The organism is Aquimarina muelleri DSM 19832 (assembly GCF_000430665.1).
Taxonomy (GTDB): domain Bacteria; phylum Bacteroidota; class Bacteroidia; order Flavobacteriales; family Flavobacteriaceae; genus Aquimarina; species Aquimarina muelleri.
Genome location: NZ_AUML01000023.1, coordinates 18,524 through 32,971 on the forward strand (window position 1 = coordinate 18,524; position 14,448 = coordinate 32,971).

Here is a 14,448-nt window from a genome sequence, read left to right on the forward strand (position 1 = left end):
CTCTTTATGTAGGATTATAAGAGCTATATTTAGAATTTTAAATATTTAATCCACATTGTGGAGTTTAATTCTTCGAGGTTATTGATTTATATGTGCAAATCGCAATTCATACAAGATTATTTATTTGTTAACGGGTTAAATATAGCTTGGATATATTACGGAAAAGACATTGGCGTAGATCCTTTTTCTGCAAATAAAGAATATCGCCCAGATCTGGATAAATTTAGCGAAGCAATGGATTTTGCAAATAGCCAAGGAGCAAATGTTATACGGTGGTGGTATCATACCAATGGTTCTACCAATCCGATTTTTGATAGTGACCAAAAAACAAAACCAAATCCATTATTTTTTCATGAAGACGTTAAGGCTATATTAGATCTGGCACAAAGTAAAAATCTTAAAGTACAAATTTGCTTATGGTCTTTTGATATGCTAAAAGATCAATGGGGAGTGGATACCGAAACAAATAAAAAACTACTTACGCAGCAGGAGTTTACCGAGGCTTATATTTATAATGCACTAGTACCTTTGGTTTCTTTTATAGGAGAACACTCAGCTCTTTTTGCATGGGAGATTTTTAATGAACCAGAAGGAATGACAAATACCTATGCAAAACATTGGGGCGGATTTAAAGAAAGGGTAGAGATGACCGATATACAGCGATTTATTAATAAAATTGCAGGAGCGATTCGAAGAGTGCAACCTTATGTTAAAATAACGAATGGAGCTTTGGGGTTTTTAACAAATGTAGAGGACCCATCAAATGGGTTTAAGAATTTTTATACCGATGCAAACCTTATAGAACAAGGAGGAGATAAAGATGGATATCTAGATTTTTATAATATACACTATTATGATTGGGCTCGCCATAAAGGCTCTCCATTTCATAATAGCTATGATTCATCTAAAATAGATAAAAAAGCAATTATAGGAGAATATTATCCAGAGGACTTAATTTTTGATGAAAAAAGTAAAGATATGGATCATACTTTACTACCAATAATTGCAGAAAACCTTGGGGTAAGTCTGGTACAACACCAATGGGCAGGCTCTTTAGTTTGGTCGTGGACCGACAGAAAAACAGCAGAAGAAAGAATTAGAATGGGTACTGTAATAAAAAATATAAAAGAACTTATAGATCAAGACAGTATTGCTACTACAGATAAAAAAGACAAAGATTCGGTATCTTGATTTTTTATCGATGATGATAGGGTTCGTTTTTTAAAATGGTAAATCCACGATATAGTTGTTCTACAAAAAATAAACGAATCATCTGGTGCGAAAATGTCATTTTAGATAACGATAATTTGCCATTTGCCCGATCATAAACTTCTGGACTAAAACCATAAGGGCCACCTATAACAAAAATCAATTGTTTAGCTCCGCTATTCATATGTTTTTGTAATACTTCAGAAAAAGCAACAGAATCATATTGTTTTCCTTTTTCATCCAATAGCAACAAAATATCAGAGGTATCGACCTGATTTAAAATTAACTTACCTTCTTTTTCTTTTTGTTGCGATTCACTAAGGTTTTTAACATTCTTAAGATCAGGAATTATTTCAAAATTAAATTTAATATAAAACTTTAATCTATTTATGTAATTATCAATAAGACTATTAAGTTGCTTATCATCTGTTTTTCCTATAGCAATCAGTTTAATATTCATTATTCAGTATAGTTAAAGACCAATTATATGATTTTTAAAAAGAATATAAAGTAAATAAAATACCTTATGGATTGTACTTCGTACTTCCGACTTCTTTTTTTACATTAGCAAAAATAACCATTCGATATGATTAGTAAAACCCAATTCGATAAAGAAATTGATTTGATAATAGCCAATGCAATACGCGAAGATGTTGGAGATGGCGATCATAGCTCATTAGCTTGTATTCCAGAATCAGCAACCGGAAAAGCAAAACTTTTGGTTAAGGATACAGGAATTCTTGCAGGAGTAGATTTTGCAATACAAGTATTTACATATGTAGATCCCAATTTAGAAGTTGAAATACTATTAAAAGATGGAACCTCTGTTACACATGGTGATATTGCTTTTTATGTTTCAGGAAGTTCTCAATCTATTCTTAAAGCAGAGCGATTGGTACTTAATGCCATGCAGCGTATGAGTGCGATTGCTACCAAAACAAAACATTTTGTTACGCTTTTAGAAGGAACAAAAACCAAAATACTAGACACTCGTAAAACTACCCCAGGAATACGCGCACTAGAAAAATGGGCAGTAAAAATAGGAGGAGGAGAAAACCATAGATTTGCATTGTATGATATGGTAATGCTAAAAGATAACCACATTGATTTTGCTGGCGGAATTACAAAAGCTATTGAGAAAACAAAACAATATTTATCCGATCATAATTTAGATCTAAAAATTATTGTGGAAGCTCGTGATCTTAATGAAATTAAAGAAATACTTAAAACCTCTGGGGTTTATCGTATATTAATTGATAATTTTAATTATGAAGATACCAAAAAGGCTGTAAAATTAATAGGAAACACATGCCTTACCGAGTCTAGCGGAGGTATTAATGAAGAAACGGTACGCAAATATGCAGAGTGTGGCGTAGATTATATTAGTAGTGGAGCCTTAACACATTCTGTTTATAATTTAGATTTGAGCTTGAAAGCAGTATAATGTATGTCGAAACCAATAGAAGATAAGTTAAATAAAATCCCAGGAATCAATGTTTTGTTACTAATAGGTAAGAAACTTATTCTTCCAGGATTTGAAGGACTATCGATATATGACCTCGTTGAAATTTATGTAATAGGTATAATAAAAGGAACTTTTTCTGCCAGAGCAAGTGCCATATCTTGGAGCTTTTTCCTTTCTTTATTTCCCTTTTTGTTATTTCTTTTAAATTTAATTCCCTACGTACCAATAGATGGGTTTGAAGAGAATTTTTTCGAGTTTATAAATGGAGCATTACCAGCACAATCTTCCAATTTTTTTTCAGAAATATTTAAGGATATAGCATCTAACCCAAGAGGAGGTCTGCTGTCTACTGTTTTTGTGCTATCTATTCTTTTTATGACTAATGGGGTTAATGCTGTTTTTTCTGGCTTTGAATACTCTTACCATGTTACACTTAATAGACATTTTGTAAGACAGTATCTAGTAGCATTAGGGGTATCTATAATAGTGGCATCTTTATTGTTAATTACAGTTATAGGTACTCTATATTTTTCATATCTGGTTGATGATTTAAATAAAATTGGTGTTGTAGACGATACTGTTTTTTGGTTAACGTTTGGTAAATATGCATTATTTGTTTTTATGATATTTGTAATTATTGCCACTTTATTTTATTTTGGAACTTCAGAAGGAAAACAAAATACATTTTTTTCGCCAGGTGCGTTTATGACGACCTTATTAATTATAATAACAACATACCTATTTGGGATTTATATAGATAATTTTTCAAACTATAATCAATTATATGGATCTATAGGGGCAATGTTGATATTAATGATATATATATGGCTTAATGCTAATTTAGTATTGCTTGGTTTTGAACTTAACGCATCCTTAAATCAATTGAGGAAAAATTTTAGAACTTAATTTATGAACCCTAAAACAATTTAAAAACATGAAGAAAATCAGTATATTACTTATTGTCCTAATTACAATGTTATCTGCACAAGCTCAAACAAAAGTAGGGGATGCAATTTTGCCTAATACCATAAAATTTAATGGAGAAAACCTAACTATTAATGGAGCAGGGCTTAGAGAAAAATTATTTTTTGATATTTATGCAGGGGCGTTGTACCTTAAACAAAAAAGTAATAAAGCTTCGGTAGCAGGCTTAGACGAAACAATGGCAGTAAGAGTACATGTCTTATCAGGAATGATGTCTAGAAAAAAAATGGAAGCTGCTCTTAGAAACGGATTTGTGAAATCTACAAATAATAAAACAGCACCATTGCAAGACCGTATAGAAAAATTTATAGGATTTGTTTCTGAAGAAATAGAATCAGGACAGATATTCGATATGGTATATGAAAAAGGAAAAGGAAATGTGTTATATAAAAATGGAGTAGAAAAAGGATTTGTTGAAGGTTTAGATTTCAAAAAAGCTTTATTTAATATATGGCTAGGCAATGACCCTGTAGATAAAGGACTAAAAAATGAAATGCTAGGAAACTAGAAGTCAATGAAATAAAATCGTATTTTTGTTAAAACAAATATGTAAAAACCAATATTTGTTGTGCGTGCATAGTATTTTTTTATATATTTGCCCCGTCTTAAAAAGATGTAAATAAGAAAATTAAGTATTAACCACCCCAAACAACTTTATGATATAATGAAAAAAATTACTTTAATGTTAGTAGCTATTATTTCTCTATCTAATGCTACTGCACAAATTAGAGTTGGTAAAGCTATTTTACCTTATGAAGAAAATTTTGCTGGTACTGATTTAAAATTGAATGGTGCCGGAATGAGAAAAGTACTTTGGATTGATATGTATGCAGGAGGTCTGTATATGGCAAATAAAAGCAATGATCCAAAAGAAATTTTGGATGCTAATGAAACCATGGCAATAAAACTAAACGTTGTGTCTGGTTTTGTAACGCAAAAAAAAATGATTAAAGCGGTACAAGATGGTTTTGTTAATGCAACATTTGGTAATACAAAAGCTTTAGATGAAAGAATAAACAAGTTTGTGGGTTTTTTTTCAGAGCCTATTGTTAAAAATGATATTTTTGATTTAGTTTATATAAAAGATAAAGGAATAAAAGCTTTTAAAAACAAGAAAGAACTAGGAGATATAGAAGGACGTGATTTTAAATATGCATTATTTAAGATTTGGCTAGGAGACCAACCAGCTAGTGAAGAAATAAAACTAGGTATGTTGGGGATACAATAATAGTATTCATTCTATAAAAACAAAAATAAAACCGTATGATTTTAAAATCATACGGTTTTATTTTTTAAGAAAGATTCCGGTTTTTAGAATCATCGCTATTGTTTGATGAATACCCAATAATATTATGTTTATAGGTAGTAGCTCCTGAACAAACAACAAGTTTTATTAACACAATAAAAAGAATTAATTATTTCGCTAATTTTTAATCCACATTGTGGAGTTTAATTCTCCGAGGCTCGCCTCGAAAACAAAATATATTTACAGAAGCATACCTCGCGTGAGCTTGCTCTGAGGTTATTAATTGTGTTTCTATCAGATAATTTTTGATCCCTTAAATAAAAAAGGCAGTAGTTGCAACCGCTAGAAAATTAGTTGCTATTTATTATAAAATGGCTACTAAAAAGTAGAATTTAACCCTAAATGCATTATTGAAAATAAAGAAAAATACTTAAAAAATCGATTAATGCAACTTGAAAACATTATTTGTTGATTATGATAATGTAGCTTAGTTATTTTATTGTTTCCAAAGCTTCTTTTTTACCAAAAAAACTACTATACAATACCAAAATAGCTCCTATCATTATGGAAACATCTGCTAAATTAAATATTTCTGTTTTTATGACTACTAAATCTAAAATCATAAAATCGGTTACAGAGCCATACATAATTCTATCAAAGAGATTCCCTATGCCACCACCAATAATAAATGCAAAACCAATATTAGTTTCTTTTGAGTAATCGGTTTTTATTAGTATTTGTCTTAACAAAAATAAAAGTACAATTATAGGAAGTATTTGCAATAGGAGTATCTTTAAAATCGGCCCTAAATCAGATCCTAAGCTGTAAGCTGCACCTGTGTTTTCTACTTTAGTTAATACAAAACTGTCCTTAAAGACTTCAATACGTTCATACGGCTCAATGGTTTTTCTTACTACATTTTTTGAAATCTGATCACAACCTATATTTAAGAAAATTAAGGAAAGAATCAGTATCACTCTTATTTTTTTGGTTATTTTCATTTTCACTAAAAAATTAATGTTGTTTCTTTTCAAATGTAATATAAACTAGCCAGATGATAAGTAGTCTGTTGTTTTTATATTTTAGAAGAAGATAGTTTTTTGAACGGTAAATTATACAAGTTAATAGGGTAAATAGATGATTGGTTAAATACTGGCGATGAGGTCGATTAAAGTATATTAATCTCTAGGTGTTAAAATCTTATAAAGAACGCATTTTTTCAGCCGTTCATTATCGAGTAACCTAGGGTGTTCAAAAGTTTTTGTTTGTTGCATTCCTATTTTTTTCATAATCAATTCTGATTTTTTATTTATTTGAGGAGCAGTAGAGTATATCTTTTTTAGCCCAATATTGTTAAAGCCAAAATTTAAACACGCTATAGCGCCTTCAGTTGCGTATCCTTTATTCCAAATACTTTTTTTAAGCCGCCAACCAATATCGATAAAAACTCCCATATCATCTAAATAAGTTTGTTCTGCTAAACCTATAAACCCGATAAGTTCGCCTGTACCTAATAAATCCACTGCAAAGTAACAGAATCCTTTTTCTATATACATGTTTTGCATTCTAATAATAAATGCCTTAGAGTCTTCTTTAGTTGGCTTAAAAGAAAAAAATTCCATTACATCCTCATCGCTATTAATTTGGGTTAATATTTCTAGATCATTGGATTTCCAATTACGAAAACCCAAACGTTTAGATTTAAAAAGATAAGGAGTCATTATTTAGATAGTATTATACAATTCAAAACATAAAAAAGTAAATATAGTATAACCTCTTTAAAAGAAAAGCCTGTTCTTGTTTTACTACATAAAAACAGGAACAGGTTTCTCTTTATTTTTTAATTTATATTGTAGAATTTAATCCACATTGTGGAGTTTAATTCTCCGAAACTAGCTTCGAAAACAAAATATATTGAAACATACCTCGCGTGAGCTTCTTCTTCTGTGGTTGTGGTTTAGTATATTCTACTCTTTTTGTATAAATAATTCATTAAATTCTTTTGTTTTTAATGTATTTACTTCTTCTAAAGTTTTTCCTGTACTATGTTCTAAGTATCCATTAAATATATGACTAAGATATAAAGGAGACTTAGCATTATCCTCATTAAAATTTTCAGAATTGTGACATACAAAACAATTTACTAAGTTACCTGCGTTGATCTTGTGTACATCACTTTGAAAAGTTTGCGTATACGTTTCCATAGTAAGATTAGCAAGATTTAAAGACCCTCTGGCAATAGATCCTTTTGTAGCATGAGAGATTGTGTCGGCTAGATTTCGTATAGTGTCTGCTTGTTTTTTAGGCGATAATCCATCGGTGTTAATCCAAAGCCCTCCGTTATAAAAATAGTTTTTCCAAACGTCCTCAAGCTTTGAGTGCACACAGGAATTAATTTTTGTTATATTATCATAATTTTCAGGTTCTTTCTGACTGGTTTCCATAAAGTCATTACCTTGTGTTCTGGGTACTCCTAGTTCAAAAAGAGTAAAAGCTTTATTTAGCTCTTTAGGTTGATTACCACTCCATATTATTCCATTTATAGAAGACGTATTCCCTTTACCAAATATTAATTTTTCATCAGTAGAGGATACGGTATTGGTTTTCCAATCATAGTTTGGAGCCATATCATTATGCTCAAAAGTTGCCCATATAAATTCTGGATGATTTATAACTACTCCTACCACATGCATTCCTAACAGAGCAACATCCTGAACAGTGTATTTGTTATTTTCATAAATAGCCGCTTTAGTTTGGTAGTATTCAGAAAGCTTATCTGCTGGGATTGCGCTTGTCTTTACCCAAGATACTTTTAATTCTAAGGATCCTACAGGAAATGTTTCAGAATTATTGCGAGGTATAATTTCTTCGAGAATTGCATTTTTAAAATAATCTGCTGCTATTTTTAAGGTATCATCTATATGGATAGAGTAGTACACCGTATCTGATTTTTGGATACTGGAATTAAACTGAGAGTTGGTTTTTAAAATCCCACTAGAACCAGCTTGATGTATATCTCCAAGAACCAAAGATTGCCCTAATTGTGGTTGTACAGGGATCATTAAGCTGCTAACTTGTATAAGCTTATTCTCAAAAACTGTTTTTTTACCTTCAGGTTTGGTTAGCCATAAAAACTTTTGCCATGCCCATTGTTGAAAAATACAATTGGTAGTACTGGTAGTATCAAAAGGGCTTCCTTTACCTTCTTCTGGAGGAGGTGTTTGTGCGTGTGGAAACCAGCTAGAACTACAATTACAATCGTCCTTATTTTCTTTTGTGTTTTCATAAGCAACAGGAGGTTGAGGATCCGTCTTTTCTTTTTTATTGGTATTACATGAAATAACAATAAGAAAAAGAGAGAAAATTGCTAATAGATAGCTTACGGGATAGGTAAATTTAGTATTCATTTGCGTAAATTAATATTGGTTAGTTACTCAAATATACTATTTATACTATTTGTTTTCTATAGGTATTTACCCCTTTTATGGAATAAAGGTTATTTATGTTTTTACTATGGATTTACTTTAATTAGATTCTAGAGATACATCAAAATCAGTACTTTCATAGGCTCCAATATCAGGAGATGTAGCATTTCTGGGAACACCTAAGATATCAGATCCCATTGTTGGAGTAGAAGCTTTTCCGTTTGCAGCAGAATTTCTGTTAATATTAAGCATGTTTTTAAAAGGTTTTTTAAAAGCAGGATCTTCATTAAATATATTATTTTCAAATAAAGCAGTATTTGTAAAATCATATAAAGGGTTACTGCTAAATTGATCTCCAGTATCCTTAAACTTAAGTAGACAATTTTTGAAATTGTAATTAAAAGCAGTGCCATCTACTTTGCTAAAAAGTATTTCCAGATCCTGATTACCATAAATAATACAATTTGTAAAATTGGCAGCAAGCAAATCAGCTATAACAATATCTGTTTCATTAACTTTTAAATTATTATCTATAAGTACTGTAGGGAGCTCTCTAAATCCAGTTCCTATGCTAGAATAATTGGTAAAGGTACAATGATTAAAATTATAGGTTCCGCCCAAAGAACAGTTAAGAGATACTTGCCCAGCATTATTAATTACCAAATTATCTCCTAATATATTTCCTGTACGCGCAAGAAGTCCTACATTAGAGCTATTATATATTTGCGTGTTTTTAATAATTAATGTTGGATCAGTACCACCATCATTAGAGTCCATAAGTATTCCTACAGTAGCATTTTTTATAGTTGTATGATTTATAGAGTGGTTAGTGCTTCCTGCAGTAAGCCAAATAGTGCCCCATTGTCCTGGGATATCACTAAAACCAGATTCTAAACGATCTCCTTTAAAAATAACTTCATTTTCTAACAATTCAGTATCTGTACTAGGTTTTCCATTACTATGTAATGTGCCTCCATTAGCAACTATGATACCTGAATTTGCATGAAAATATATTCTTGCACCAGCGTCTATTGTTAATGTTTTGCCGCTTGGTACTGCTGCATATCCATAAATAACATAAGGTTTTTCGTTAGTAAACTTAAGTTGATTGTCTTGTAGAGAAAACCCCTCAATCTTAACTTCATTGTCCGTTCCCAGAGGTAAGGTTTCAATCTCTCCTGTCATTGTATTTCTGGAAGGGAACAAAAATGTAGCGTCTTTAACTAAGGTAACCAAATCTACATCTTGTTGATTTCCTGCAGTATCAAATAGTATTCGATCTGTGTATAAAAACTCGGTATCTGTAGTTTGATCAGTTATATTAGTAGTGGTTTCTACAAAAACAAATATGCTATCCTTAGCTAATATTTGTATGTTATTAAAAGATTTTCCAGAAATTCCATCTACGTTAAGTCTATAATTAGAAGTTTCTCCACGTTCTAAAGTAATTGTAGGTATAGTTAAATCTTCACCAGTTCGGTTATAAACTTTAAATCGATATGTACTAGAGCCTATATTAGTAAAAACAGTATCCAAAAATAGAGTGTCTTTAGAAAAATGTAGGTTTCCTATGCTGGGAGCAGATTCGAAATCATTACGACAAGAGCTCCATAAGATTAATAGTGCAAGTAATAAAAAAGAAGATAAATAACGCATATTTGTTGGTAAAGGTCTTAATAGTTTAGTAATAAAATAGATAAAGTATTTAAATTGCAAATTAGTAAAGATTTTTGTTTTTACAACTTTATGGTTTCAATCTTTCGTCTATTTTATTCTCTCTATTTATCTAAGTATAACTTTTGGTTTTTCTGAATATTGTTTTTTATTATAAATTTGGCAAGATTCGCGCTTCTGTAAGAAGTAAAACATTTGTACATTTGCTTTACATAATTAATACGCACAACATAATAATCTATTATGAGTACATATGATGTAGCCATTATTGGCTCTGGACCTGGTGGATATGTGGCCGCTATTCGATGCGCACAACTAGGAATGAAAACCGCAATAATCGAAAAATATACCACTCTAGGTGGGACTTGTCTTAATGTTGGGTGTATCCCAAGTAAAGCATTGTTAGACTCTTCTCATCATTATGAGCATGCTGTAAAACACTTTGCAGATCATGGAATCGAAATACCAGGAGAGGTAAAGATTAACCTTGAAAAAATGATTGCTCGTAAACAAGCTGTAGTAGACCAGACTTGTGATGGCGTTAGTTTTTTGATGAAAAAAAATAAGATAGATGTTTTTGAAGGCATTGGAGCTTTTAAAGATGCTACGCATATTAATATAACAAAGACTGATGGAGCTGTAGAAACTATCGAAGCAAAAAACACTATTATTGCTACAGGTTCTAAACCATCAACTCTGCCGTTTATTAAAATAGATAAAAAACGAGTAATTACTTCTACAGAGATGCTAACTCTTAAAGAAGTGCCTAAACATCTTGTGATTATTGGAGGAGGAGTTATAGGTTTGGAACTTGGACAAGTATACCGCCGTTTAGGAGCACAAGTTTCTGTAGTAGAATATATGGATAGAATTATCCCAGGAATGGATAAAGCGCTATCTAAAGAGTTACAGAAAGTAATGAAAAAGCAAGGAGTAAAGTTTTATACTTCTCATAAAGTTACAGGAGTAAAAGCGACTGCAAAAGAGGTTACTATTACTGCGGATGATAAAAAAGGAAATCCGGTAGAGTTTAAAGGAGACTATTGTTTAGTATCTGTTGGTCGTAGACCATATACCGATGGATTAAATGCAGAAGCAGCAGGAGTAAAACTTAACGATAGAGGACAAGTTGAGGTTAATGATCACTTACAAACAAGTGCATCCAACATTTATGCTATTGGAGATGTAATAAAAGGTGCTATGTTAGCACATAAAGCCGAAGAAGAAGGAACTTTTGTTGCAGAAACTTTAGCGGGACAAAAACCACATATTGATTATAACTTAATCCCAGGAGTAGTATATACTTGGCCAGAAGTTGCTGCTGTAGGTAAAACAGAAGAAGAGTTAATAGAAGCAGGGGTAAAGTATAAATCAGGGCAATTTCCATTTAGAGCATTGGGTAGATCTAGGGCTAGTGGAGATTTAGATGGGTTTGTAAAAATCCTAGCAGACGAAACTACAGATGAGGTATTAGGGGTACATATGATTGGAGCACGTTGTGCCGATCTTATTGCCGAAGCAGTTACTGCAATGGAGTTTAGAGCATCTGCCGAGGATATTTCTCGAATGTCACATGCACATCCAACCTTTACAGAAGCTGTAAAAGAGGCTGCTTTAGCTGCTACAGATAATAGAGCATTACATGTCTAAAAGAAAATTTAGATAAAAGAAAAATTCCCGATTAAAATATTTTAATCGGGAATTTTTCTTTTATCTAGTTTTTATGCGACCCATCGCAATATGGGGATTACTAGTTTGTTTACAAGATTCATTCTAAATCCTTGCTTGATAGGTATACAAATCAAAGTACCTGCCTTCTGAAGAGATTAATTCTTCATGAGTGCCTCTTTCGGCTATTTTGCCCGATTCTATAACTAAAATTTGATCGGCTTTTTTGATCGTACTTAATCTATGTGCAATAACAAAAGTAGTTCTGCCTTTCATTAATTGATTTAAACTTTTTTGTATTAAAGCTTCACTTTCTGTATCCAGATTAGAGGTTGCTTCATCTAATATGATAATTTTTGGATCTGCCAAAATAGCTCTTGCAATAGCAATTCGTTGTCTTTGCCCTCCAGATAGTTTTACTCCTCGTTCTCCTATTAAAGTATTTAATCCATCTTCAAAACGATCTGTAAACTCGTTTACATAAGCTGCATTAACCGCTTTTTGTACTTGTTCTTCTGTTGCATTTGGTTTTGGGAACATTATATTTTGTAGTATAGTACCTTCAAATAAAAATTCGTCTTGTAAAACAACTCCAAGGTTACGACGATAGCTATGCAGTTTTACTTTAGAGATATCGTTGCCATCTACAGTAATAAGTCCTGATTTTGGATTCAAAAAAGTAGCAGACAAGCCTGCAATTGTAGATTTTCCAGATCCAGAACTACCCACCAACGCAGTTACAGTACCTGATGGAGCATTAAAACTGATGTTATGTATAACGTTTTTTTCTTCTTGATAGGCAAACGAAACATTGTCAAAAATAATATTTCCTTTTATATCCTTAAGCTCTATAGTTCGATCCTGTATTTCTTCTTCAGGAGTCATATTCATTAACTCTTCTGTACGATCTAGACCTGCCAATGCTTCGGTTAATTGGCTTCCGATATTACTCATTTGCACGATAGGGGCGATCATAAATCCAAGTAATAACGTAAAAGAAAGAAAATCACCAATAGTTAGTTCGCCTATAATAATTTTGTAACCACCAATCCCCATAATGCCTGTAGAAGCAATACCTAATAAAAAAGTAGCAGAACTAGTCATTAATGCGGTTGTGGTTAAGCTCTTTTTTACATTTTGAAATAAACGATCTACTCCTTCTTCAAATATTTTGTTTTCTTGTTCTTCTGCATTAAAGCCTTTTATTACTCTAACTCCAGCAAGTGTTTCGGTTAGTCTACCTGTTACCTCGGAATTAATAACTCCTCTTTTTCTAAAAATAGGTCGAATAAATTTAAAAGCTTTTAATGCTATCACACCAAATATAGAAACAGGTACCAATACAAATAAGGTCATTGACGGGCTAATACGAATTAATAAAATTAATGAGATAATAGCGGTAATAGTGCCACCTACTAATTGTACTAATCCTGTACCGATTAAATTTCGTACCCCTTCTACATCATTCATGATACGAGATACCAAAGCTCCTGATTTTGTGTTGTCAAAAAAACTAATAGGTAAAGAGAGTACTTTTTTTTGTACCTGTGCCCGTAATTCTGAAATTAAAAATTGTGCTTGTACACTAAGTATTCGCGTTAAAAGATAGGAGGTTATAGATTGTATTAAAATAGCAGCAGCTACACTAATTAATAATAACTGTAACATTTTAAAATCTTTTTTAGCAATAACATCATCCATTAAGTATTTAGTAGCCATAGGTAGTACTAGACTAGCTAATCTGCTAAGTACAATTAATAATAACCCAATCAAAACAAGGTTTTTTCTTGGCCAAATAATGGTTTTGAACGCCTGACCAATGCTAACTTTGGATTTTTTTTTATCTTTTTGGGTAGAGTTATTTTGAAATTCTCTCATGTTTACTTTTCTGCTTTAAATAAAGAAATAGTGTAATCTAATAGTTTGGTATTTCCATGTTCTCCATGCCCGGGAATAACTGTTTTTATTTTAGGATATGCGTTTTTTATTTTGGATACTGTGGCAGACCACTCTTTTATATTGGCGTCTGCCAGATTTCCTTTTTTTGCATCGATACTTTTAATCATACATCCACCAAAAATAAGTTCTTCATCAGGGAAATAAGAAACGATATTATCTACGGTATGGGCTTCACCCATAAAAGTATTTATAATGGTTTTATTTCCTAAAGTGAGTGTAAGTTGTTCTTTAAATAATAAATTGGGTTCAGGGTATTTATGTAGTGCCATTAATTCAGCAGTTTTTTTGCTGGCAATTGTTGGTATTCCTTCTTTTTTAAAAACATCCATTCCCTCGTTACAATCTGCATGAAAGTGATTAAAAATTACTCCTTTTATAGTTGTTTTCTTATTTTTTTGAAGCCATTGTATTAAATCTGTAGTGGCATTATCATTTGCAGGAGTATCAAATATATATGCTTCTTTATTATTTACGTATATAAAACCGTTGCAGTCATATTGAGCTCCGTTTTCTAATACAAGTTTAGAAATATGTATATAACTATGATCACTAAGTTTTTTAATGGTAAGCTCTTTAGAAACCATAATATCAGGATTGTCTTTCTCTTTTTTGCAAGAAAAAAAACTGGTTACTAATAAAAGGAAGACAAAGAAATAATGATTGTTTTGATAAAGATTTTTCAAGATGATCTTTTTTGTTTAAAAATAATAACAAACCTTAATATTTAAGATTTAGAAATTATACCATTTTAATCCACATTGTGGAGTTTAATTATCTTAGGCTTGCCTCGAAAACAAAATATATTTTTCGGAAGCATA

Annotated in this window: 13 protein-coding genes; 6 read left to right on the forward strand and 7 right to left on the reverse strand. The window is 31.5% G+C overall.

All coding sequences use genetic code 11. From position 1 onward, the window contains the following. Positions 1-57: 57 nt before the first annotated feature. On the forward strand, positions 58-1,191 hold the full coding sequence (locus H527_RS0110245; protein WP_155837860.1) for a glycoside hydrolase 5 family protein: 1,134 nt from the start codon (positions 58-60) through the stop codon (positions 1,189-1,191). A gap of 4 nt (positions 1,192-1,195) precedes the next feature. Here the strand turns inward: H527_RS0110245 and rlmH are convergent, their stop codons facing one another. Continuing rightward, positions 1,196-1,669 carry a 23S rRNA (pseudouridine(1915)-N(3))-methyltransferase RlmH gene (gene rlmH / locus H527_RS0110250; protein ID WP_027412636.1) on the reverse strand — a complete coding sequence of 158 codons (474 nt, stop codon included), beginning with the start codon at positions 1,667-1,669 and terminating at the stop codon, positions 1,196-1,198. A 126-nt stretch (positions 1,670-1,795) separates the two neighbouring features. Between rlmH and nadC the strand changes: the two genes are divergently transcribed. The 4 genes from nadC to H527_RS0110270 all read left to right on the forward strand — a co-directional run bounded on the left by nadC (position 1,796) and on the right by H527_RS0110270 (position 4,886). Then, positions 1,796-2,653: a carboxylating nicotinate-nucleotide diphosphorylase gene (nadC, locus tag H527_RS0110255; protein ID WP_027412637.1), complete on the forward strand. Its 858-nt coding sequence runs from the start codon at positions 1,796-1,798 to the stop codon at positions 2,651-2,653. 3 nt (positions 2,654-2,656) lie between these two features. Further along, complete coding sequence (locus tag H527_RS0110260) at positions 2,657-3,580, forward strand: YihY/virulence factor BrkB family protein (protein ID WP_027412638.1); 924 nt, start codon at positions 2,657-2,659, stop codon at positions 3,578-3,580. A gap of 28 nt (positions 3,581-3,608) precedes the next feature. Further along, positions 3,609-4,166 carry a chalcone isomerase family protein gene (locus H527_RS0110265; protein ID WP_027412639.1) on the forward strand — a complete coding sequence of 186 codons (558 nt, stop codon included), beginning with the start codon at positions 3,609-3,611 and terminating at the stop codon, positions 4,164-4,166. 156 nt (positions 4,167-4,322) lie between these two features. Further along, entirely contained in the window at positions 4,323-4,886 is a 564-nt protein-coding gene (locus H527_RS0110270) for a chalcone isomerase family protein (RefSeq protein ID WP_027412640.1), read from the forward strand. 509 nt (positions 4,887-5,395) lie between these two features. Here the strand turns inward: H527_RS0110270 and lspA are convergent. The 4 genes from lspA to H527_RS0110290 form a co-directional block, all read right to left on the reverse strand. Continuing rightward, positions 5,396-5,905, reverse strand: coding sequence for a signal peptidase II (gene lspA, locus H527_RS21820; protein WP_035087832.1), 510 nt, complete (start codon positions 5,903-5,905; stop codon positions 5,396-5,398). 177 nt (positions 5,906-6,082) lie between these two features. Next, complete coding sequence (locus tag H527_RS0110280) at positions 6,083-6,625, reverse strand: GNAT family N-acetyltransferase (protein ID WP_027412641.1); 543 nt, start codon at positions 6,623-6,625, stop codon at positions 6,083-6,085. Between the two features lie 246 nt (positions 6,626-6,871). Continuing rightward, positions 6,872-8,311: a hypothetical protein gene (locus tag H527_RS21825; protein WP_051316715.1), complete on the reverse strand. Its 1,440-nt coding sequence runs from the start codon at positions 8,309-8,311 to the stop codon at positions 6,872-6,874. Positions 8,312-8,428: 117 nt separating this feature from the next. After that, complete coding sequence (locus H527_RS0110290) at positions 8,429-9,985, reverse strand: hypothetical protein (protein WP_027412642.1); 1,557 nt, start codon at positions 9,983-9,985, stop codon at positions 8,429-8,431. Between the two features lie 261 nt (positions 9,986-10,246). On the opposite strand from H527_RS0110290, the gene lpdA reads away from it, so the two are divergent. Continuing rightward, entirely contained in the window at positions 10,247-11,653 is a 1,407-nt protein-coding gene (lpdA, locus tag H527_RS0110295) for a dihydrolipoyl dehydrogenase (RefSeq protein WP_027412643.1), read from the forward strand. A gap of 123 nt (positions 11,654-11,776) precedes the next feature. On the opposite strand, the gene H527_RS0110300 is transcribed toward lpdA, so the two are convergent. After that, the gene (locus tag H527_RS0110300) at positions 11,777-13,549 is read right to left on the reverse strand and encodes an ABC transporter ATP-binding protein (RefSeq protein ID WP_027412644.1); all 1,773 of its coding nucleotides are present in this window, start codon (positions 13,547-13,549) and stop codon (positions 11,777-11,779) included. A 2-nt stretch (positions 13,550-13,551) separates the two neighbouring features. Further along, the gene (gene bla, locus H527_RS0110305) at positions 13,552-14,313 is read right to left on the reverse strand and encodes a subclass B1 metallo-beta-lactamase (RefSeq protein WP_051316716.1); all 762 of its coding nucleotides are present in this window, start codon (positions 14,311-14,313) and stop codon (positions 13,552-13,554) included. Positions 14,314-14,448: the final 135 nt, after the last annotated feature.

Bases quoted from the DNA above. Each gene is read 5' to 3' on its own strand.
- rlmH (WP_027412636.1), bottom strand. From the start codon at position 1,669: ATGAATATTAAACTGATTGCTATAGGAAAAACAGATGATAAGCAACTT.
- nadC (WP_027412637.1), top strand. From the start codon at position 1,796: ATGATTAGTAAAACCCAATTCGATAAAGAAATTGATTTGATAATAGCC.
- H527_RS0110260 (WP_027412638.1), top strand. From the start codon at position 2,657: ATGTCGAAACCAATAGAAGATAAGTTAAATAAAATCCCAGGAATCAAT.
- H527_RS0110265 (WP_027412639.1), top strand. From the start codon at position 3,609: ATGAAGAAAATCAGTATATTACTTATTGTCCTAATTACAATGTTATCT.
- H527_RS0110270 (WP_027412640.1), top strand. From the start codon at position 4,323: ATGAAAAAAATTACTTTAATGTTAGTAGCTATTATTTCTCTATCTAAT.
- lspA (WP_035087832.1), bottom strand. From the start codon at position 5,905: ATGAAAATAACCAAAAAAATAAGAGTGATACTGATTCTTTCCTTAATT.
- H527_RS0110280 (WP_027412641.1), bottom strand. From the start codon at position 6,625: ATGACTCCTTATCTTTTTAAATCTAAACGTTTGGGTTTTCGTAATTGG.
- H527_RS21825 (WP_051316715.1), bottom strand. From the start codon at position 8,311: ATGAATACTAAATTTACCTATCCCGTAAGCTATCTATTAGCAATTTTC.
- H527_RS0110290 (WP_027412642.1), bottom strand. From the start codon at position 9,985: ATGCGTTATTTATCTTCTTTTTTATTACTTGCACTATTAATCTTATGG.
- lpdA (WP_027412643.1), top strand. From the start codon at position 10,247: ATGAGTACATATGATGTAGCCATTATTGGCTCTGGACCTGGTGGATAT.
- H527_RS0110300 (WP_027412644.1), bottom strand. From the start codon at position 13,549: ATGAGAGAATTTCAAAATAACTCTACCCAAAAAGATAAAAAAAAATCC.